Below are 21,764 nucleotides of genomic sequence, written 5' to 3'. Positions count from 1 at the left end.
CGGGCTTTTATCATCTATTACAAACCGGATTATTTTTTCATTTTTGTAACCGGAATGAAGCCTGCTTTTTCCACATATACATCTTGGAACTCAGGGCTCATAACATAGTCAATAAAGCTTTTTACTGCACCGGTAGGAGCTCCTTTAGTATACATATGCCCGTAGGAGTACACCGGATATGTTCCATTTATTACTGCATCAGCAGAATATTTTACACCATTAAAGTCAAGAATTTTTATCGTATCGTCAGCATACGGAGCATCAACATAACCAATCGCTCCCGGTGTGCTGGCAATCGCTGTTTTCACAGCCCCATTAGAGTCTTGGATAATCGCATTATCAGTAAAGTTAGCACCTTTTAATACTGTCTCTGAAATTGTCGCTCTTGACCCTGATGATTTCGCCCGGTGGATTATAGTGATTTTTTGATCTTTCCCACCAACTTCCTTCCAGTTCGTAATCTTACCGGTTAAGATATTTACATATTGCTCAGCACTTAAGTTATTAACATTAACATCTTTATTGGCAATAAAGACGAACGGCAACACAACAACTTTATGGTCAACTAAACCTTTATCTTTAAAGTCAGCCGGTAAATTAACATCAGAGTTACCAATTTGTACCGCTCCCGCGGCTACTTGATTCATCCCTGTAAAAGAACCGCCCCCCGCTATGTTGACAGTTACTTTTTCATGTTTTTTATGAAATTCTTCTTGCGCCGGTTTCAGCAATGGTAATAATGCGGTTGAACCGGAAGCACTTACTGTTCCACTAATAGCCTCTTCTGCTTTTTGTCCGCCACAACCGGCAAATAACGCCAAACCTGACAACAAGGTTGCTACTGCAATAATCTTTTTTGATTTTTGTAAAAAGTTCATTTTATTTCCTCCAATTTTTTTAATTAACTTAATTAAATTGTAAGATAAGTTTTAGTTTTAAGTGTTAAGACTTTGTTAAGAAATTGTTAACTTCTGCATTAAAAACAAAAATAGATTGCCGCAAAATTTTGCAACAATCTATTTTTATAACTCTACTACATTATTTATTTTACTGTTAATCTTTTTAAAAATAATATTGATAATTTCCTTGGCCGCCAATGGTTTTTTATATTCCTTGGCTCTACTTCTCATCTTTAACAGAGTTTGCTTATTTTTTAAATATTCCGCTACAACTTCCGGAATATCTTTTTTATTTTTAACCCAAACCGCCGCACCTTTAGTTTCAACAAACTGTGCATTTTCTTTTTCTTGTCCCGGAATCGGTTCACATAAGATCATGGGCAATTCCATCGCTAAAGCTTCGCTAATCGTTAGTGCACCGGGTTTACTGATTAACAGCTGTGCTACTGCCATTAATTCTTGAATATTATCAGAGTAACCCCATATTTTAATATGATGCCGTGACTTTAACGCAAATTTTTGCAAACTGTCTTGTAGACAGTCATTTTCACCCGCCACAACGAGAATTTGAATTTCTTCAGCCAGCTGTTCTAAACTCTGCAAGGTATCCTTGACCCCACCCATCCCTAAGCCGCCACCCATAATTAAAATAATATGTTTATTCAAATCAAGGCCTAGTTTCAGGGCAATTTTCTCCTTATCTTGCACTACGTTAAAAGAAAGGGCAATCGGAATACCGGTAACATTAATAGCACCAACCTCAATGCCTTTTTCTACTAATTTTTGTTTTAACTCAGCATTTGCCACAAAGTACAAATCAACTTGTTTATATATCCACAGCTGATGAATCGCAAAATCAGTTATCACTCCGGCTAATAAAAAATCGCAGGTTTTCTTTCTTTTTAAGTATGACGCTGCCGCACAAGGAAAAGGATGAGTACAAATAACAGTTTTAGCCTGATAACGCTTTATCAAGCCTTCCATATCTTTTCTCATGGCAACCGCTAATAATCTTTTAATAGAGGCTCCTTTGATATTACCGCCACTCCAATTATATAACAGCTCATACATCGTCGGTAACAGCATTAGCATTTTTAGATATATCAATTTCAACATATTATTAAGATAAGCTGTCTTAGTAGACATAAAATCAACAATATGAATCTTTGCTGTCGGATTTTCAGCTTTTATTTCAGCGGCAATTGCTTGAGCCGCTCTATTATGGCCTGCCCCAATGGATGCTGTAACAATTAAAAAATTATTGTGTTCATTTTGCATATACCGCTCCTCCTACTAACTCATCTTATACTATAATATAAACTTGTCATTTTGTTAAGCAATGCCAAAAATAAATCTAGACTATTTTTGTAATAGCACCGATAATTATTTTATCAGGAGGGATGTTATGTTTAAATTCGGCATTAAAAATAGAGTCATTTTTTCTTTTATAACCTTAATAACATTAGCTTTAATTGGTTTAATTTCTTATTTATTATATTTTTTCTCTCAACAAAATCTCAAATTACAAACTGAGCATCTGGTAACTAACGGAAAAATCATTGAAGGCTTTATGGAATCATATTTAATCTCGGGAAATCAACAACAACTTGATACCGAGCTCAAAAAATTTAACCCAATGAATAATTTAAGAATTACTATTATCAACCCCAATGGTAATGTTATGGCCGATTCTTGGGAAACTCCAACTAATATGGACAATCACGCCAATCGGGTTGAATTTCAAGACGCTTTGACAGCTTCATATGCTACGGCTCTACGGTATAGTAACACTATTGAAAAAAACATGCTCTATGTAGCTTTACCAGTATATAATAATAACCAAATAATTGCCATAGTACGAATTGCCGAAACATTACGCCCCATTGAAACTGCCTTTGACAATATTCGCAGTAATATTATCGGTGCAATGTTTTTTACAATCCTGTGTAGCTTTATCTTAAGTTTCTGGCTAGGGAAAAAATATACTACCCCAATTGAAGAGATAACGTTAGCAGCCAAAAATATCATTAATGGCAATCTTCAGCAAAAAATTCATTTAAATACCGGTGATGAACTAGAAATCCTAGCTCTAACCCTTAATAAATTAACCTCCGGATTACAAGAAAAAATCAATGAAACTAATGCCGAAGCACAAAAACTAGCTTTGATTTTAGAGCAAATGGATAATGCCATTATTTTACTGGATCAATACGGCAACGTAACCTCGATCAATAAAAAAGCTCGGGAAATCTTTAATATCACTGCAGAAATGCTCGGTAAACATAGTATTAGTGTTTTAGGCAATACACTCCTTGGTCAAACTGCCCATGAAGTCTTTGCTTCCGGACAAAACAAATTAATAACCACTACCATTAGCATTAATAACACCAAAAAAACTTTCCAGGTTTTTTTCGCTCCACTTTCACAACATACTGTTTCCCCCGATAAAATTCTCACTGTTTTTCATGATATTACTGTTATTCAAGAAATTTATGAACGCCAAGTAGACTTTGTCGCTAATGCTTCCCATGAATTAGCGACTCCACTCACCGCTATTAAAGGTTTTAGCGAAACCCTACTAGATGGCGCTTATAAAGATGAAGCGCTGTGCGAAAAATTTTTAAAGATCATCTATACTGAAGCTGAAAGAATGAGTCGGTTACTCAAAGATTTATTACAATTGGCAAAACTTGATTCTGCTGAATATCGAGAACAAATAAATTTACAACCAATTAATTTGTTAGAAATCTTTACTGAAATCAAAAAAAGACTGCACCAACAAATTGCTGAAAAAAAACAACAACTTATTATTAATACCTGTTGCCAAAACTCTGTAATCATGGCAAATCACGACTGGGTTATGCAAATAATCATCAACTTAGTAGAAAATAGTATTAAATATACTCCGGAAAACGGGTTAATAACGTTACAATATGAATGTACTGAAGATTTTGCTTTTATTACTGTCAGCGACAATGGCATCGGTATTAGTCCTGAAGATTTACCACATATTTTCGATCGTTTTTATCGCGTGGACAAAGCCAGAACCAGAATTGCTGGCGGTTCAGGACTAGGATTATCTTTAGTAAAATTCATCGTTGAACTACTTGGTGGACAAATAACAGTTCAAAGCAAAGTCAACCAAGGAACAACCATCACTTTTTCCATTCCGTTAGCACAATAAAAAAATGCCGAAACATCTTTTGCTCTGATGTTTCGGCATTTTTTTATTTATTAAGATTTTTTAAATTCGCTTTTACCGGCACCACATAATGGACAAACCCAGTCTTCCGGAATATCTTCAAATTTAGTACCTGCAGCAATACCGTTATCGCTATCACCAGTTGCTTCATCATACTCATAGCCACAAAGTTCACAAATCCATTTTTCCATGTTATATCCCCGCCTTTATTAATAATAATTACTGTTTAATTGTAACACTCGTATTTATCTCATAGCAAGAAATATTTTCAAAATACCTTGTATTCATATTGAATTTTTAAAATACTTCACAATATTATTCGCAATATTTTCACTAATGCCCGGTACTGCTGTCAAATCAGTTATCTTCGCTTTTTTAATCTCCGCAATACTCCCAAAAGCATCCCATAACGCCTTGCGTCTTGTCGGACCAATTCCCTCGATATGATCTAATACTGAAACCAAATTTCGTTTATGACGTAATTTTCGATGATATGTAATCGCAAAGCGATGTGCTTCATCTCTAATTCGCTGAATCAAATATAACGCTTTGGAATTAGGAGGCAATATCACCGGTTCACTCTGCCCTTCTAAAAAAACATATTCAAATTGCTTAGCCAGTCCTACCACCGGAATTTGGTAATGTCCTAAGGCTCTAATAATTTCTAATGCTGAATTTAATTGACCTTTACCGCCATCAATAATGATTAAATCCGGCATAATACCATCACTTTGTCGATAACGTCGCCCCACAACTTCCTGCATTGATTTAAAATCATCAGGCTTTCCTTCTACCGATTTTAATTTATAGCGACGATATTCTTGTTTATCAGGAGCTCCATTGCTAAAAACAACCATTGACGCCACAGTTTCCGAACCTTGAATATGTGAAATATCAAAACATTCTATCCGCTTTAATTCTTTCTCCATTCTTAAATAACGCCCTAAATCCTTCATTGCTCCCACCGTCTGTTCTAAGCCAGCACTATTTTTTATCATTTGTTCTTCTAATACCACCACGGCATTATCATTAGCCATCAGCACCATTTCTTTTTTTACACCACGCTGTGGCAGTCCAAAACTTACTTTGGCATTTTTCTTTTGAGACAGCCAAGCACTTAAAATTTCTTCATTTTCAATTTCTGCCGGTAATAATATTTCCTTAGGAATAAAAGTAGCCTTATTATAATATTGTTCAAGAAAAGCATTTAATAACGCACTGTCAGTTTCATCTTCTGTACCATTTAACAAAAAATGATCGCGACCAATCATCTTACCACTACGAATAAAGAAAATTTGAATACAAGCTTCGTCAGCTTTGCGTGCTAGCCCGATAATATCTTGGTCACTACTGCCAATAATAATGTTTTGCTTAGCACTTATTTTTTCAATAGCCAAAACTTGATCGCGCAATTTTGCTGCCAACTCGAATTGAAAATTTTCCGCAGCTATTTGCATCCTACTAGTCAGCTCTTTTAAAACAACCTCATTACGGCCTTCCAAAAATAAACATAAGCTTTTAATCATTTCACGATACTCACTTTTCGCTACTCTGCCGGTACAAGGTGCTAAACAACGCTTAATATGAAACTCCAAGCAAGGACGCTTAGTATTCATTTGACGGCAACTCCTAATTTGAAAGAGCTTCTTTAATAAGTTTAACACTTCATGCACCGCCCCGGCACTGGTATATGGCCCAAAATATTTAGCACCATCTTTTAAAATTTTTCGAGTAATGCTTACTGTCGGATAATCTTCATTTAAGGTAACTTTAATATAAGGATAAGTTTTATCATCGCGTAAACTAATATTATATTTAGGTCTATATTTTTTGATTAAGTTGCATTCTAAAATTAGTGCTTCAATCTCATTGGCCGTAATAATATATTCAAAATCACTAATTTTCTCTACCATTGATTTTACTTTGGGCGAATGATTTTTGCTACTTTGAAAATATGATTTAACTCTATTTTTTAAATTAATGGCTTTACCCACATAAATTATTTTAGCTTGTTCATTTTTCATTAAATAAACGCCTGGATTAGTTGGCAGTAATTTTAATTGTTCTTGAATCTTGCTTTGCATAAAATCTCCCCCTATATACAAATATTTTATCAATAAAGAACACATATTACATTATAAATCTTATGTATACATTATCATTGACATTCAAAATATTGTTTAATGTAATATTATATATTATAATATATAAGAAATAAATTTAGAAAATAGTGCAAATGGGAGGTCTATTACGATGTTCAAACGACTCCTTATCGCTAATAGGGGCGAAATAGCAGTCCGAATTATCCGGGCCTGCCAGGAGCTGGGGATTGAAACAGTTGCCGTTTATTCAGAAGTTGACGAACATGCTATTCATGTTCAATTAGCAGATATATCTGTAAAAATTGGACCGGCTGATGCCAGCCAAAGTTATCTGAATATGGATTCAATCCTTGCAGCCGCTAAAGCTACTAAAGCTGAGGCAATTCATCCTGGCTATGGCTTTCTTTCTGAAAATGCGGACTTTGCTGAAAAAGTTACACAAGCAGGTTTTATTTGGGTAGGGCCGGAACCGGCTGTTATCCGTAAAGTTGGAGACAAAGATGCAGCCCGTGAAGCTATGGAAATTGCTGGTCTACCAATGACCAGAGGAACAAAATGCATCACCGATGCTGACCATGCTATTGAGTTAGTGGAAGAGCTTGGCTATCCGGTTATTTTAAAACCAATTGCCGGTGGTGGCGGTAAATCAATGTTTGTTATTAAAAATAAACAAGATTTAGACAGTGCATTAGTATTAGTTGATTTTTCTGCTCAAAGATTTTACTTTGAAACATATATAGAACAAGCTAGGCATATTGAAGTACAAATTATGGCTGATAATTACGGTAATGTTATTCATCTTGGTGAAAGAGAATGTTCATTGCAACGCCGTAATCAAAAAATTCTGGAAGAAGCTCCTTCCAGTGCTTTAACTTGCGAAATGCGCCAAGAGGTTGGAGCATTAGCTATTAGAGCTGCTAAAAGTATTCATTACACTAATATCGGTACTGTTGAATTTTTAATGGATGTTCAAGCCAGTAAGTTTTACTTTATGGAAATAAATCCAAGAGTTCAGGTTGAGCATGCGATTACAGAAGCAATTACCGGTATTGACTTGGTTCGTCGCCAAATTCGCATTGCCGCTGGTGAACCGCTTAATAAAAAACAAGCTGATGTTGTCTTTGTTGGTCATGCCATCGAATGTCGCATCAATGCGGAAGATCCTGAAAACAACTTCTTGCCTTCACCGGGCGAAATTCATTTTTATCATGAACCGGGCGGTCCAAGAATTCGTGTTGACAGTGGCATCTGCGCCGGTTTATCGGTAGAACCTTACTACGATTCGATGATTGCCAAAGTCGTTGCTCATGGTCGCACTAGAGGCGATGCTATTAAAATCATGCAACGCGCATTGAACGAATTCCGCGTTGAAGGGGTAAAAACCACAATTCCTCTGCATAAGAGAATTTTAGAAGATTCCTTCTTCCGTACCGGTAATATCGATACTCAGTTTATCGCTAAGAGATTACCGGCTTATGAACAAACACCACCAAAAATGAATCTTAAAGATATTGCGACTGCCAAGAAAAATCTTGATAAGTCCTTATTGACTCGTAATTTAGGATATTAATATAAACAGGGCTAACATTAGTTAGCCCTGTTTCCTTTTAGCAGGTCTAATCAAAGGATTAGACCTATTTTATTTGTTTAGAAATTGTAATAACGCACCTTTCGGCTTAAATCCTACTGTTTTATCAACAAGTTTCCCGCCCTTAAATAATAAGATTGTCGGCACACTCATAATTTCAAATTGGTTCGCCAACTCCGGCTCCTCATCAATATTAATTTTACCAACTTTAGCACTGCCAGCAACTTCGGCTGATAACTCTTCCAAAACCGGCGTTAACATTTGACAAGGACCACACCAAGTAGCCCAAAAATCAACTAAAACAGGAACCTCACTATCAAGCACTTCAGCTTTAAAATTATCCTTAGTAATTTTCATAGTCATAATAAAACCTCGCTTTCTATTAACACTATAGCCTAATTATACCAAAAATTCTGTGATAAAGTCACGTATAAATAAAAGAAGTCCAAAGTATGTAACTCTGAACTTCTTTTACTTATATCTTATTTTTTAACTAATCCGGTTCCACTGATAGCACAATTAATTTCTGAACCAAAGCTCACTGTAACATGACTACCCATAACTTTATTAACCTCCGACCAATTTTCAACCGTAATTGAAGAATTGGTATCATAACTAATCACTAAATTTTTACCATCTTGAACCATTGTCACATCAGATGGGATAATATGATCTGACATTAAGAAAGTAATGTAGGAATTTTTAGTATCAAGTGCTGTTAAATCAAAGGAAACTCTATCATTACCAGATGCTTCTCTATCAAATTTCACAGTTACATTACCACTTGTTTTTTCGCTATTGTTAACTTTACCTAAAATAAACTTATCATCACCAGTTTGTCCATACAGCAAATCATTACCAGCTGACCAAACTAACGTATCATTACCTTTACCACCATATAAGCGATCATCACCTAAACCGCCATCTAAATAGTCATCACCTAAACCACCATATAATAAATCATTTCCAGCATCACCAAAAATTCTATCATTACCTTGATCGCCCACTAAAAAGTCGTTACCAAAGCCACCGGAAATATAGTCTTCACCTTCACCGCCACAGATATAATCATTAGCAGTGCCACCAAATAAAATATCATTACCATCAAAGCCCATTATAAGCTCTTCTTTACCTGAAGTACCTTGATAAAAATCAGCACTATCAGTTAACACAACTTGATTTTCCGGATAAGTAAAATCTGTGCCATTAAACACATCAATTTGTTGACCCATTTCATGTCTATCAATTCTGATATCAGTAAATTGAGCAACTTCTTGGAACGCATTAAGCGCCCAACGATATTTCAATGCCCAAAATTCATCATTACGCGACATCGTATAAGGCATCGCAACTGTTAAGCCCACCTGATTGCCCATGAAAAATTCACCAACTAAATCATCTTCAGTTACAAAATTAACAATATGGGAAAAATCACTTGGCTTTAACTCTTTCCCTGCTAATTGTTGCATTTGTGACAACATTCCCGGACCTTCAAACGCTAATGTTGGAATTTTATTGCCGGTATCAAGAGTATATTGTGCTGAAACCATTTGAGCCATCGCTCCGGCTAAAGAATGTCCGGTAATTACTTGTTTATAATCAGCATATGCACCCACACTTAATTGGCTTTGCATGGATTTAAACCAAGCATAAGCAGTATAAAATTGATCTGGAATTTTATTGGCAAAAATCTGCAAATCAGCATAACCATCTTGTCCTAATACTGCGCCCCATTTTTTATAGATAGTTTGAAATTCTTCATCAGTGGCATGTCTGGTAAAATTATCACTAAGCGCACTTAAATCTTTTAAAAGTTCTCCCATTACAACATTTTCTGCCAATAATTTTGTAAAACCATGTGAACCTTCAAAAGCAAAGTTAATTTCATGAGTTTGCGTATTCACAAATACTCTTGCATCTAAACCTGTTTTTAATTCATCAACAAATTGAATTTCTTTCCAGTTGTTTCTAATATTAGAATCAGTAACATTATAAATTTCATATAACTCTTTGTAATAAATTTTCGTAATATCCGCTAGAGTAGAGGAACTACCAACATTAGACGTCTTTTGCACCACATCATGACTGTAGTCAATCGGTCTTTCTTGTCCACCAAATTCACTGGAGATTGGTTGCAATCTTTGTTTCTCTAACGCCGCTAAATCTGATAAATCCAATCTTGTTCCCAAACTGTCGATAATTCTTTCATTAAAATCAATAATTGAAGTTAGTGGCTTAAAAGTATCTAAGCCGATTACTGCATTAACTCTTTTCGTTTCATCAATAACCCCAGCTCCAACTTCAACAATTGCACTACCAGTTTCTTTAACAATACCTTTTACATCCGTAATCACATTACTTACAAAGTTAGTTAAAATGCCCATAAATTTAAAATCCGTCCCTTCTTGACATTGTGATTTTCTAACTCTTCACAATATCCTTTGTTCTATTTTTGACATTACCTGTCAATAAAAGACAAGTAATATACTTATTAAAATAATATAATCATTTACCCCTAAAATAAATACATTATTACGCAATTTTGCCCATAAAAAACAGCAAGAGTTTTTATACTCTTGCTGCATTTTAATACCTAGCATTATTATTTCTGATTTCCCGGCGATAATCAAGCGGTGTCTTACCAGTATAATCTTTAAACACTCGACAAAAATAGTCGGGATTACTATAACATAATTTCTCGCTTATTTCATAGTTTTTATAGCAGCCTGCATTTAACAATTTTTTCGCATGCTCCATTTTTACTTTTGTAACATAGTCACTAAACTTAATTCCTGTTTTTTGCTTAAAAAGCTTACCAATATAATCTTTACTAATAAAAACATTACTCGCAATATTTTCAAGCCTGATATTATTCTCAACATTTTGATTAACATATTCACAAGTCTGCACAATAATACTATTTTTATTATGTAATTCATACCGATTAATTAAGGCAATCAGTTTTTTGGCGATTGCATTAAACTCCATCTTTATATCATTTAAGTCCTGAATATCAGTAGCAATTATTTTGTAATTAATATTATTTAGATATTTTAGCCACATAAATTCAATATTAAGTCTCGTAATAACATTCATCACTAAAACGTTAATTAACTCTACGCTCTTGTCACAATCTTCATCATTTAAATTAAATATTTCCGTTGATATTTTTTCAACATATTCAAATATATAAAAATCACAAGAAAATAATAACTCTAAAAAATTTATCTCCATCGTCAAAATTCTTTTTTGTAATAAATTAACCTTCGAAATATTTTGAACTTTTTTCTGAAAATTAATCTCTACTAAGTTATTTTTCACCCTCGTTAAAACTTCTACTAAATTATCTATTTTAACCGGTTTGACGATATAGTCGAAAATTCCTAAACAAAAACTGCGATGCACATTAGAGAAATCACTTTGACTACTCATCACTACAAAGCATTTCTCATCTTTATTTAATCTTATAAATTCTAAAAACTCACTGCGTAATCCTTCCAGATTTAAAATATCAATGACAATTAAATCAAAATTAGTTTTTGATATTTGCGCCATGAGCTCTTTATAAGAAGTGGCAACCTCCACAACTTCAAAGCCATAGGCTTGCCAATTGACAAATTGTCTGAGCATAAATAATTCAATTTTGTTACTATCAAAAATTAACGCCTTAAACATCTTATTACACACCTAACATCTCTCATTTCTAGGTTACAATATTCTTTTTTGGAATGTGTAGTCATTTTTTTCTAAAAAGCTACAAAATGACTATATTTTTGCTTTAAATCTACATATAACAACTTTTTATTCACTTACTATTGTATCATTAAGAACCCATAATGCAAAGACTAATTAAAAATACCGCTTCACGATTAAAGTGAAGCGGTATTTTTTAACGTTTAACTGAAAAGTTTTTACGATCAATCCGATGAATAGTATCAACAAAGCGGACAGTCCCCGTTTTATAACGCATTACAATACTATGCGTCCTGGCACCACCACCAAAATAACGAATTCCTTCTAATAAATCACTATTAGTAATCGCCGTTGCCACAAAAAAGGCATCATCACCCGTCACTAAATCATCAATAGTTAAGACTTTATTTACATCAGTAATGCCCATCTTTATTGCTCTGGCAACTTCTTCGTCATTTTCCGGATATAATCTTGCCTGCATATCTCCACCTAGACATTTTAAGGCAGTGGCAGCAATAACACCCTCCGGGGCACCACCAATCCCCACTAACATATGAACGCCCGTTCCTTCAATTCCAACATCAATCGCCGGTGAAACATCACCGTCACTGATTAATTTAATTCTGGCACCAGCATCACGCACATCTTTAATTAATTTACTATGACGTTCACGATCTAAAATTACCACTGTCATATCTTCAATTTTTCGATCCAAAGCACTGGCAACAGCTTTTAAGTTTTCCTGAATCGGTGCATTAATATCAATTTTGCCCGCCGCACGTGGTCCAACACAAATTTTGTCCATATACATATCAGGAGCATGCAATAAGCAGCCACGTTTAGCTACCGCTAACACGGCAATTGAACCTGGAACACCTTTAGCAATTAAATTTGTCCCTTCAATCGGATCAACCGCAATATCAACTTCCAAACCGCCGGAACCAACCTCTTCACCAATGTATAACATTGGCGCTTCGTCCATCTCCCCTTCACCAATAACAACTCTGCCATTTATCGGCACATTATCAAAAGCTACTCGCATGGCATCAACAGCCGCACCATCGGCAATATTTTTTTCACCACGACCCATCCATCGCCCAGAAGCAATTGCTGCCGCTTCTGTAACCCTCACAAATTCTAATGCTAAACTACGATCCATATTTCAACCTCCATCATATATAAACAACAACTATTAGTCGATATTTTCGACTAAAATATTGCCATGTTTTAACTCTATTGTTTCCAACTCACTTAATTTTTCCAAATCTTCTTCAGTTTGTGCTGTCAAAATATAAAAGCCACCACAATCTTTACACTCTAAAATAAGATTATCATCAGTGATATCGGCAGTAATATTCATACTCCCACAACAACATGATAACAAGCCCTCTTCGGCAATATCATGAACTTTATTAAGTGCTTCCAATAAAATATGTTGTTTTTCTACCTGGGCCAAATCACATTCATTCTCTAGACAATCACTTTTAATAAACTGACTTTTATTAAAATCAACAATGTTTTTTATTTCTTGTTCTGATCCTAAATATCCCAATTCAAAATTTTCCTTTTCACAATAGATTTTTTCGACACTAATATTATAAAAATCTTTTATGAGATAGATTTTTTCTTGGAACATTTGACAAAGATTGCACCATATTCTAAGTTTTAATCTTTTATTATCATTTTGTGTTAAGGTTGCTAAATTATTGCCACAACTGCATTTTAAAAGTTTCAATTCACTACGCAATGAGAAATAAGAAATTTTATTAATATGAAGTTTTCCACATTGCTGACAATAAAGAGCTATTGCCATTTCAGCTTTAATAACCAAGAGCCATCACCTCTTTTAAAAGAACGCTTCTTGCTTGTTTATAACTTCGCCAAAAGCCCCCAAAATCCTTTAAAAGTTAGCTTTTTATTATTTTATTGTTAAATTTATGATAAATTTAGGCATCACCGTTATAAACAGTAATGCCTAAAATTTTTATTTTTAATTTATCTTCGCAACTTTACTAAGCTCTTCACCAGCTTTTAAAACATCATCTGCCTTAATCAACTTTCCAACCTTTGCCTCTAGCGGAACAACAATATCATCAATTTGATTAAATCTATTATAACTTGCTCCAATTACAAAATTAAAATTTTGGAAAAACCCTTTATACAAATCTTTATTTTTATTATTACCACCCCATAAATCCAACATATTAATAGCAACGGTAGCTACCGGTCTACTTAAATCGAGTTTATGTTCTTCCAACATCATATTACGTTTATTATATTTTACGATAATATCAAGATCACCGACATTACGCAAAACAGTATTAATTTCTTGTAATTCTGTTGCTGTAATTTTAGGATAAAATTCTTTAATAAAAGCTTGCTTCGCTTTTTCAATATTAACTTTAATATCAATCAACGCATATTCACTATTTTCTGTTATAATTTCATTCGTAATTACACCAGCAAAAACTGTATTAACCTTATAATCAATATAATTAATTTGCTCAACTGTTAGTTTAGCAGGCGTTTGCTTAGGACTACTCATTCTGGTCCATTGTTTACCATCATAAGTATAAAGATTATCTTTACTGCCTGACAAATCTGCATATTGTTGAAACTGTTCACTAAAATTTTTTTCTTTAAAATATCCATTAATAAAAAAGTCCGTTTTTACCATTTGCTTTACATTTTCCACATCAGAATTGATAACAGTGCTAAAGTTATAATCCTTGCCGGTAATATCAACATTAAAATCAACATGAAAACTTTTTGCTAATAGCAAGTTACGACTACCGGTTCTTAAGTAATAATCAGCTTTATAATTAGCGCTGACATCATGATAATTTGTAACCATAACCATTATGAAAATACCGACTACTGTTAATATTTTAGTGATTCTTTGCAAAATATATCCACCTCACATTTATAATATTCCAATAAGTTTAGCAATTAAAAATGACAGCCCGCCCCCAATTAATGGTCCAACAATCGGCACCCACGCATAAGACCAGTCAGACTCACCCTTCCATTTAATCGGTAGTACTGCATGAGCAATCCTTGGACCTAGATCACGTGCCGGATTTAAGGCATAACCGGTAGTTCCACCTAGACTAAGACCAATTGTCCAAATCAAAATACCGACTACACATGGAAAAATACTCATGGGAATATTAGCTTTAACCATAATATAAACCGGTTTTACCAAGTTTACGCTTAATAGCACCGGTAAACGCACCTTTTTCATGCCCAAACAGTTCGCTTTCTAATAAATTTTCAGGAATTGCCGAACAATTTATTTTGATTAGCGGAGCGTTATTACGCAAGCTGGCTTTATGAATGCCCTCTGCAATAACTTCTTTTCCGGTTCCGCTGGCCCCAATCAATAATACCGTGGAATGAACCTTCGCCGCCTTGCCTGCTAGCGTCAAAATTTCATTGATAACCGGACTACAGCCAATAAAATCAGCAAAATTAGCATTACTACCTAATTCACGTAGTTGCTTGCTTTTTGAGGTTTCACTTTTAAAGCGAATCGAACTCCAACCATTCATATGATTAACTCTATTTTGATTGGCTAAAACATCTTTTTCGATGATATTTTTCGCACTATGCAATAAATCGACAATGTTTTCGGCGGAGCAAATATTTTTTTCTTCTTTTTGATAGTTATTTAAGTAATCTTCAAATTCCAACAACGCATTTTTACCCTGTATTGAATTGCCGTTCACAGTAATTTTGTTGGAACTATCTACCGGAAGATCCATTAATAATAGAAAATCAGTAGCCGGAATTATCCCGGCTTTATCATTATGAAAATTAAGCTTCACATTATACTTTTCTTGGAGTTTGACAGCCTGCTCAGCAATATCAATCGCCATAAACGGATCAAATTTATATTGCTTTACAACTATATATTTCTCATACAAATCTCTACCCTCCAATACCCTAAAACTTCCCTGTCCTACCATTATCTTTTGCTGTCTTTTATTGTAACACTGTTAGCAATGCTAAACAAGCATCCGGTGAACGGTTGGAGAACAGTTGGAGAACAGTTGTGGAACAATGGTTAAACAATAGTTAAACGGTGGGGGAATATTGTAAATAACAATATGATATCATCCACCGTTAAACAATATTTCCACTATTTTTCCCCAACCATTCTACCATTGTTTCACTATCGTTAATATAAACGTAAAGAAACTAAGCCTGAGCTTAGTTTCTTTACGTTTATATTATATGAATTTTTCAATAATAATATCATTTACACCATTTAAAAAGGCCATCGCACTTGCTCTGATAATATCCGTGTCAACAGCTTTGGCCGGATAAATCTTACCATTGTGTTTAAGCTGTAGATTAACGCGCCCCAACGCTTCTTTGCCTTTGGAAGTACTGGTAATACGATATTCTAGCAATTCAATATCAACATTAACAATATTTTTAATAGCAGTATACAACGCATCAATCGGGCCATCACCAACCGCACTATCACTAAATACTTTTTCCCCTTGTTTAATTTTCACACTGGCCGAAGGGAAAATATCATTGCTGACAACTTGAGAATTAACCAATTCATAAAGTTTTCCTTGCATCGGACCAGCTTGTTTGCCTTGTTCCATATAAAAAGCTTCGGCAAGATGATACAAGTCATAATTATAAATTTCTTTTTTACGGTCCGCAAGCTCCAAGAATTTTTCAAAAATCTTTTCGAAATCAGCTTCATTTAATTCTGCTTTTAAGAATTTGGTAATAGAACTTTTAAAGGCATGGCGACCAGAACGAGCCGTTAATACTAATTCCATATCCTCTACCCCAACATCTTCCGGTCTGATAATTTCATAAGTGTTGCGATCCTTTAACAAACCGTCTTGATGAATACCGGAAGAATGTGCAAAGGCATTGCCTCCAGTAATAGCTTTATTAACCTGAATATCCAAGCCCATCAAATCACTAACCATCTTCGAAGTTGCTTTTATTTCTGTTGTCACAATATTGGTACTTGCTTTATAGTACTCCGGATGAAGTTTAATCCCCATAACTATTTCTTCCATCGCGGCATTACCAGCTCGTTCACCAATACCGTTAATAGTACACTCCACCTTGTCCGCACCATTTCTAACAGCAGCTAAACTATTGGCAGTTGCTAAACCAGTATCATTATGACAATGTACACTTAGTATTACTTTGTCATTCAAGTTTTTCAAACGATAATTTAATTTGGCAATCAATTCACCAAATAACTCCGGTACTGCATAACCCACTGTATCAGGAACATTAATCATTGTCGCTCCTGCTTTTACCACAGCCTCAATAGTTTTCCATAGGTATTCAAAATCAGCTCTGGAGGCATCTTCCGTAGAATATTGAACTTCCGGTAATAAAGTTTTAGCATATTTAACAGCATCAACACCAATTTGCAAAATTTCATCTTTGGACTTTCTCATTTTTTGATTAACATGAGAATCCGATACGCCAAGAACCATGTGAATAAGTGGTCTATCCGCATATTTTACACTTTCATATACTGCATCAATATCTTTTTTAACAGCGCGAGCCAACGCGGTAATCATTGGACCATCTTTTATTTCTTGAGCAATTCGTTTTACTGATTCAAAATCACCTTGTGATGAAATCGGGAACCCAGCTTCAATAATATCAACATTAAGTTTTTTTAGTTGGTGTGCTATTCTAATTTTCTCATCAAGATTAAGCTTCGCACCAGGTACTTGCTCACCATCTCTCAAGGTTGTATCAAAAATCAAAATTTTTCTATCCATTATTATCACTCCTATTTTTTTATAACTATACTTTTGGGAACGATAGTCGAACTATTGTTTAACTATTGTTTAACCATCGCTCAACCCCATCTTTTTCCCTATTAACTCCTGTAAAAAACAAAAACCCGCCTCTAATAATAGAGACGGGGTAAACTCGTGGTACCACTCTAATTGACTTATCAAATAAGTCCACTTTTTCGATGACTAACATCATCTATCCCGTTAACGGTGGAAGTCCGGCACACCCTACATATCAGGCTACAGCTCTTAGGTGAGTTCAAAGTCCACAATTACCGAATCGCACCAACCTTCGGCTCTCTGAAAATTTATAAAACTTCTACTATTCCTATTCATTGCTTTTTTTATATTTAACGTTATTCTAAAGGATTTAGTTTAAAGTGTCAAGTATTTATTTTTCTGTTTCTCTAAGTTGAACTTTTGTATTCTCTTTGAGGACAATCTCTTCATATTTACCAATTTGTTCTTTTCTTAACCACTTTGCTATTTCCGGTTTAGGTAAATCCACCGGAGCCATACTCCCTTTAACATCCAATAATTTTTCAATAATAAACTTATAATTTTCAATGAAATTAGGCACAGTAACATTATTAACTACTAAAAAATCAGATAGGTCTTGGACTGAGACAAAGCTTTTTTCTAGACTTAACAAAATATCAACAATCTCGTCACTATCAGTTATCGAGTTTAGCATTTTTATCTTTTCTTTAGTAAGTAACAAAAATTCAACGATGTCCAACCATCGTTTAGGTAATCGCAATTGTTGATTAAATCTTTTTAAAACTAACAACCCTTTAGCACAATCAAAACTCCCCTCTGTTTGTGCTAATTCATTAATAATCACTGCAAATCTAATCTCAATATTATTATTAAGCTTCGCAATCTCATCTAATTTTTCTAATAAAATTGTAAAGGAATTGCCCTTAAAGTGCTTTATATTAGTCAGGTTGGCAATTTCACTAAAACAAACATCTAGCAATTCTGCTTGCTCTAATGCATAAAAAAACTTTGACGGTCTTTGAGCCTTTAATGCCTTATTTAATTCTGCTACAAAACGTTCACCAGGCTCCAATAACAATTCCTGCTTACATTGTTTCATTAATTCCAAAGTATCATCTGTTATTGTAAAGTCAAATTCTGCCGCTTGCCGTGCTGCTCGTAACGCCCTAATCGGATCTTCACAAAATCTAACTGAAACCGCCCTAATTACCTTAGCCTTAATATCAGCTTGCCCATTATACGGATCGATCAACGCCTTTGTTTTAAGATCATAGGCAATACTATTCATCGTTGTATCGCGTCGCGCTAAATCTTGCAGTAAACTGACATTATTGACTTCAGCAACAAAGCCCCGATACCCTTGCCCATTTTTCTTTTCCGTTCTAGCAAAGGCTACTTCACATTGTTTATTATCGACATACAATAAAAAAACAGGAAATTTCTTGCCAACTTTTAGTACTTCCGGAAAACTTTCTGTAAACTCAGCTTCCGTTAAACCAACAACAACATAATCTTTGTCTTTAGGCTTAACTTTTCTGACAAAATCCCGAACCCAACCACCAACAATATATAATTCGCCACCTAACAAGCTAATTTTTTTCCAAAAATCAAACTCAGTCATCTTATACCTCTATAAATTTTATCAGCTATGAAAATATCATAGTATCTTGCACTCTTAATATTAACAACACTATTATCAGGAATCAGTTCATATAAATTATAAGCTTGCCCTTGATAATTGATTGTTAATTTGGAATTTTTGCTAACCCTTAAGCTTATAGCAGTAATTTTTTCATTAATATCATTAATAATAAACCAATCATTTTCAATTCTAAACTGTCCTTGTTGCACTAAAAACGGCAACCCCGCTCCAAAAGATTGATACAGCATTTCTTTAATGCATAACTCATTATTAACTAGCCCTATCTTTTCAATCACAACTGTTTTTTCAACTGAGTGCACATATTGTAGGGCAATTTCTTCATCGGCGTTAAGTTTAAAACAGTATAAAATATTAGCATCATTTTCTACAACAATACAAGGTCTTAGTGCCAAGGTAACGACATAATACAGCGTTACCATTACCACAATCATACCTACCATTTTAAATTTTTCGGCCATATACAAAAAGTCAGATATCAAAACTTGATACCCGACCCCTCCTTATCAGAAATTATTCTTTCAAAAATTTAATTGCCCCTTCGTTCATTTCAATTGGCATACCTTCTGTCGCTGTTTCTTTCACAATAAGTTTGCCGACCATATGCGCTTCTGATATTTTTTTAGCATTATTTAAAATAGCTTTAGTGATGTCATAACCATCTTGAGCATTAATTTTATTATTAGCCACCAGCATCGCTCTAACAGCGATACTATTGATATTCTGCGTTACCCCATCATAAGTAGCTTGATTAATACTAATCTTACTGTAAAAAGGGTATTTAAACATTAACGATTGAATCTTATCTTCAGAAATTCCAATCATTCTAAGTTTATTTTTTTGTGCCAACGTTTCTATCGCAACCGTCGGTACTCCAGCCGTCACAAAAATAACATCCACTTTATCCTCTAACAATGCACTAACAGCTTGTGCAAACGGTAAATAAAGTGGTGAAATATCCTGATAAGTCAAACCATATTCTTGTAAAATCTGTCTGGTATTAGCTTCCGTACCACTACCATCAGGCCCAACTGCAATTCTTTTACCTTTAAAGTCTTCAATTTTCGTTATATCCTTATTTTGCAATGTAATTATCTGAATAGCTTCCGGATATAAAGTCATTAAACCTCTTAAATTATTTACTTTTTTACCTTCAAACATCTCTAAGCCGTTAGCAGCATAATAAACAATATCATTCTGCACAAAAGCAATATCAACGCTACCTTCTTTAAGCATATTAATATTAGCAATAGTCGCACCAGTGCTTTGCGCCGTAGCTTGGACATTAGGCATAGCCTTATTTAAAATCTCTGCAATTGCCACCCCCAGCGGATAATAAGTCCCCGCTGTCCCACCAGTCGCAATACTAAAGTTTCGTTTATCTTCACTTTTGCCACAACCAACTACACCTACAGCCAATAACAATACTAATATTAACAAAGATAGCTTTTTAAATGATAATACCATCTTGCTACCCACTCTCTGCTTAGATTTATCTATTATTAAATAATGCCGTAATTTTTCATTTCTGCCTCAAGTTTAGTCAGTTTTTCACCTTCTAAATTTGTTAATGGCATTCGGCAATCGCCCACCTTATAGCCCATTAACCCCACTGCCGCTTTAACAGGAATTGGGTTAACTTCACAAAATAACATTTTAACCAAATTTAACACTTTTAATTGTGTCGCCATCGCGATATTAACATCACCGGCTAAAAACTTCATAACCATATCATGCGTATCTTGAGGAATTACATTGGCCATAACGGAAATCACGCCTTTTGCTCCCATCGAAAGATATGGTAACACCATACTATCCTCACCTGAATAAATAGCAAAATCTGGACCGCAAAGATTAATAATTTCACCGATTTGCTCAAAATTACACTCTTTAACACCGATAATATTATTAATTTTTGCCAGTTCCTGCATTGTTTCAGGATTAATGTTTAAATTAGTTCGTCCCGGAACATTATACAAAATAATCGGGATCTTTACACTTTCTGCCGTCATTACAAAATGCTGATACAAGCCTTTTTGCGTTGCTTTATTATAATATGGTGTTACTGCTAACAACGCATCTGCGCCTGCTTTTTCCAGTTCTTGTGCTAATTTAATGGCATGTCTGGTATCATTGCTCCCCGAACCGGCAATAACTGGCACTCTTTTATTTACCTTATCAACAGTAAACTTAACCACCGCAATATGTTCTTCATCCGGCATCGTCGAAGCTTCACCGGTTGTACCACAAATAACAATGGCATCGGTTGAATTTTTAATTTGAAATTCAATCAAATCTCCTAATGTGTCATAGTCAACTCCATTGTCGTTAAACGGAGTAATAATGGCTACTGCTGAACCAATAAATAATGGACTTTTCATAAATTCACACCTTTTACATTATTTTAATCAAAAATATCTTTACTAATTAACGTCATAAAAGCCGCCAAAGTCTCTTTGTCAAATTCTTTGCCTGCTTTATCCCACATCATTTGAATGACTTCATACACTGATTGAGCCTTACGATAAGGCTTTTCCGAAGTATGGCTATCAAAACTCGATGCTATTTTTATTATTTTTGCCTCAATAAGTATTTTATCACCAGTTAAGCCTAATGGATAGCCTGTTCCATCAATTTTTTCATGATGTTGTAAAATTGACTCACTAATTATTTCCGGCAACCCGGCATTTTTTAAAATTCTTACCGCTAAGGCTGGATGCTGATTAACCAATTTTCGATCTACCATACTAAGTTTTTCTTTACTTTGCAAAATATCTTGTGGTAATAAGACCATTCCAATATCATGGAGTAACGCTGCTAAAGCG

General features: G+C 34.6%; 19 protein-coding genes, 1 pseudogene and 1 other annotated feature. Of the genes and pseudogenes, 2 read left to right on the top strand and 18 right to left on the bottom strand.

Annotated elements, in window-relative coordinates; genetic code table 11:
- Positions 1-29: 29 nt before the first annotated feature.
- Complete coding sequence (locus KBI38_03260) at positions 30-878, bottom strand: phosphate ABC transporter substrate-binding protein (protein MBP8629084.1); 849 nt, start codon at positions 876-878, stop codon at positions 30-32.
- A gap of 144 nt (positions 879-1,022) precedes the next feature.
- Positions 1,023-2,177, bottom strand: coding sequence for a UDP-N-acetylglucosamine 2-epimerase (locus tag KBI38_03255; protein ID MBP8629083.1), 1,155 nt, complete (start codon positions 2,175-2,177; stop codon positions 1,023-1,025).
- Positions 2,178-2,304: 127 nt separating this feature from the next.
- Here KBI38_03255 and KBI38_03250 point away from each other — a divergent pair, with 127 nt between their 5' ends.
- On the top strand, positions 2,305-4,083 hold the full coding sequence (locus KBI38_03250; GenBank protein ID MBP8629082.1) for a PAS domain S-box protein: 1,779 nt from the start codon (positions 2,305-2,307) through the stop codon (positions 4,081-4,083).
- Between the two features lie 50 nt (positions 4,084-4,133).
- On the opposite strand, the gene KBI38_03245 is transcribed toward KBI38_03250, so the two are convergent.
- Both KBI38_03245 and uvrC read right to left on the bottom strand, forming a co-directional pair.
- Positions 4,134-4,292, bottom strand: coding sequence for a rubredoxin (locus tag KBI38_03245; protein MBP8629081.1), 159 nt, complete (start codon positions 4,290-4,292; stop codon positions 4,134-4,136).
- Between the two features lie 93 nt (positions 4,293-4,385).
- The gene (gene uvrC, locus KBI38_03240) at positions 4,386-6,185 is read right to left on the bottom strand and encodes an excinuclease ABC subunit UvrC (GenBank protein ID MBP8629080.1); all 1,800 of its coding nucleotides are present in this window, start codon (positions 6,183-6,185) and stop codon (positions 4,386-4,388) included.
- A gap of 169 nt (positions 6,186-6,354) precedes the next feature.
- Between uvrC and KBI38_03235 the strand changes: the two genes are divergently transcribed.
- Complete coding sequence (locus tag KBI38_03235; protein MBP8629079.1) at positions 6,355-7,773, top strand: acetyl-CoA carboxylase biotin carboxylase subunit; 1,419 nt, start codon at positions 6,355-6,357, stop codon at positions 7,771-7,773.
- Positions 7,774-7,842: 69 nt separating this feature from the next.
- On the opposite strand, the gene trxA is transcribed toward KBI38_03235, so the two are convergent.
- The 14 genes and pseudogenes from trxA to KBI38_03165 form a co-directional block, all read right to left on the bottom strand.
- A complete protein-coding gene (trxA, locus tag KBI38_03230; GenBank protein MBP8629078.1) occupies positions 7,843-8,157 on the bottom strand; it encodes a thioredoxin in 315 nt (104 codons plus the stop codon).
- 116 nt (positions 8,158-8,273) lie between these two features.
- Positions 8,274-9,272: a hypothetical protein gene (locus KBI38_03225; protein ID MBP8629077.1), complete on the bottom strand. Its 999-nt coding sequence runs from the start codon at positions 9,270-9,272 to the stop codon at positions 8,274-8,276.
- A gap of 1,105 nt (positions 9,273-10,377) precedes the next feature.
- Positions 10,378-11,466 (bottom strand): helix-turn-helix domain-containing protein, encoded by a 1,089-nt coding sequence (locus KBI38_03220; protein MBP8629076.1) that lies wholly within the window; start codon positions 11,464-11,466, stop codon positions 10,378-10,380.
- Positions 11,467-11,680: 214 nt separating this feature from the next.
- A complete protein-coding gene (glpX, locus tag KBI38_03215; GenBank protein MBP8629075.1) occupies positions 11,681-12,643 on the bottom strand; it encodes a class II fructose-bisphosphatase in 963 nt (320 codons plus the stop codon).
- Positions 12,644-12,676: 33 nt separating this feature from the next.
- Positions 12,677-13,315: a hypothetical protein gene (locus KBI38_03210; GenBank protein ID MBP8629074.1), complete on the bottom strand. Its 639-nt coding sequence runs from the start codon at positions 13,313-13,315 to the stop codon at positions 12,677-12,679.
- Between the two features lie 159 nt (positions 13,316-13,474).
- Positions 13,475-14,389, bottom strand: coding sequence for a hypothetical protein (locus KBI38_03205; GenBank protein ID MBP8629073.1), 915 nt, complete (start codon positions 14,387-14,389; stop codon positions 13,475-13,477).
- An 18-nt stretch (positions 14,390-14,407) separates the two neighbouring features.
- A pseudogene (locus KBI38_03200) lies at positions 14,408-14,629 on the bottom strand (aquaporin).
- A gap of 31 nt (positions 14,630-14,660) precedes the next feature.
- Positions 14,661-15,362 (bottom strand): sigma 54-interacting transcriptional regulator, encoded by a 702-nt coding sequence (locus KBI38_03195; GenBank protein ID MBP8629072.1) that lies wholly within the window; start codon positions 15,360-15,362, stop codon positions 14,661-14,663.
- A 354-nt stretch (positions 15,363-15,716) separates the two neighbouring features.
- A complete protein-coding gene (locus KBI38_03190; GenBank protein MBP8629071.1) occupies positions 15,717-17,261 on the bottom strand; it encodes a 2-isopropylmalate synthase in 1,545 nt (514 codons plus the stop codon).
- Positions 17,262-17,397: 136 nt separating this feature from the next.
- Positions 17,398-17,624: a binding site (T-box leader), on the bottom strand.
- 46 nt (positions 17,625-17,670) lie between these two features.
- Positions 17,671-18,900, bottom strand: a complete 1,230-nt coding sequence (locus KBI38_03185) for a tRNA adenylyltransferase (GenBank protein MBP8629070.1) — start codon at positions 18,898-18,900, stop codon at positions 17,671-17,673.
- Positions 18,897-19,421 carry a DUF1850 domain-containing protein gene (locus KBI38_03180; GenBank protein MBP8629069.1) on the bottom strand — a complete coding sequence of 175 codons (525 nt, stop codon included), beginning with the start codon at positions 19,419-19,421 and terminating at the stop codon, positions 18,897-18,899. Before KBI38_03180 ends, KBI38_03185 begins: the two co-directional genes overlap by 4 nt.
- Positions 19,422-19,452: 31 nt before the next feature.
- Entirely contained in the window at positions 19,453-20,406 is a 954-nt protein-coding gene (locus KBI38_03175) for a TAXI family TRAP transporter solute-binding subunit (GenBank protein MBP8629068.1), read from the bottom strand.
- A 35-nt stretch (positions 20,407-20,441) separates the two neighbouring features.
- Complete coding sequence (locus KBI38_03170; protein MBP8629067.1) at positions 20,442-21,320, bottom strand: 4-hydroxy-tetrahydrodipicolinate synthase; 879 nt, start codon at positions 21,318-21,320, stop codon at positions 20,442-20,444.
- Positions 21,321-21,343: 23 nt separating this feature from the next.
- Positions 21,344-21,764 (bottom strand): HD domain-containing protein (locus KBI38_03165; GenBank protein MBP8629066.1); only part of this gene is annotated, 421 nt, incomplete at its 5' end.

Source organism: Negativicutes bacterium, from assembly GCA_018052945.1.
GTDB lineage: Bacteria > Bacillota > Negativicutes > JAGPMH01 > JAGPMH01 > JAGPMH01.
The sequence above is the reverse complement of the archived record's forward strand: the minus strand, read 5'-3'. Positions and strand labels throughout refer to the sequence as shown.

Bases quoted from the DNA above. Each gene is read 5' to 3' on its own strand.
- KBI38_03260 (MBP8629084.1), bottom strand. From the start codon at position 878: ATGAACTTTTTACAAAAATCAAAAAAGATTATTGCAGTAGCAACCTTG.
- KBI38_03255 (MBP8629083.1), bottom strand. From the start codon at position 2,177: ATGCAAAATGAACACAATAATTTTTTAATTGTTACAGCATCCATTGGG.
- KBI38_03250 (MBP8629082.1), top strand. From the start codon at position 2,305: ATGTTTAAATTCGGCATTAAAAATAGAGTCATTTTTTCTTTTATAACC.
- KBI38_03245 (MBP8629081.1), bottom strand. From the start codon at position 4,292: ATGGAAAAATGGATTTGTGAACTTTGTGGCTATGAGTATGATGAAGCA.
- uvrC (MBP8629080.1), bottom strand. From the start codon at position 6,185: ATGCAAAGCAAGATTCAAGAACAATTAAAATTACTGCCAACTAATCCA.
- KBI38_03235 (MBP8629079.1), top strand. From the start codon at position 6,355: ATGTTCAAACGACTCCTTATCGCTAATAGGGGCGAAATAGCAGTCCGA.
- KBI38_03225 (MBP8629077.1), bottom strand. From the start codon at position 9,272: ATGTTGTCACAAATGCAACAATTAGCAGGGAAAGAGTTAAAGCCAAGT.
- KBI38_03220 (MBP8629076.1), bottom strand. From the start codon at position 11,466: ATGTTTAAGGCGTTAATTTTTGATAGTAACAAAATTGAATTATTTATG.
- glpX (MBP8629075.1), bottom strand. From the start codon at position 12,643: ATGGATCGTAGTTTAGCATTAGAATTTGTGAGGGTTACAGAAGCGGCA.
- KBI38_03195 (MBP8629072.1), bottom strand. From the start codon at position 15,362: ATGGCGATTGATATTGCTGAGCAGGCTGTCAAACTCCAAGAAAAGTAT.
- KBI38_03190 (MBP8629071.1), bottom strand. From the start codon at position 17,261: ATGGATAGAAAAATTTTGATTTTTGATACAACCTTGAGAGATGGTGAG.
- KBI38_03185 (MBP8629070.1), bottom strand. From the start codon at position 18,900: ATGACTGAGTTTGATTTTTGGAAAAAAATTAGCTTGTTAGGTGGCGAA.
- KBI38_03175 (MBP8629068.1), bottom strand. From the start codon at position 20,406: ATGGTATTATCATTTAAAAAGCTATCTTTGTTAATATTAGTATTGTTA.
- KBI38_03170 (MBP8629067.1), bottom strand. From the start codon at position 21,320: ATGAAAAGTCCATTATTTATTGGTTCAGCAGTAGCCATTATTACTCCG.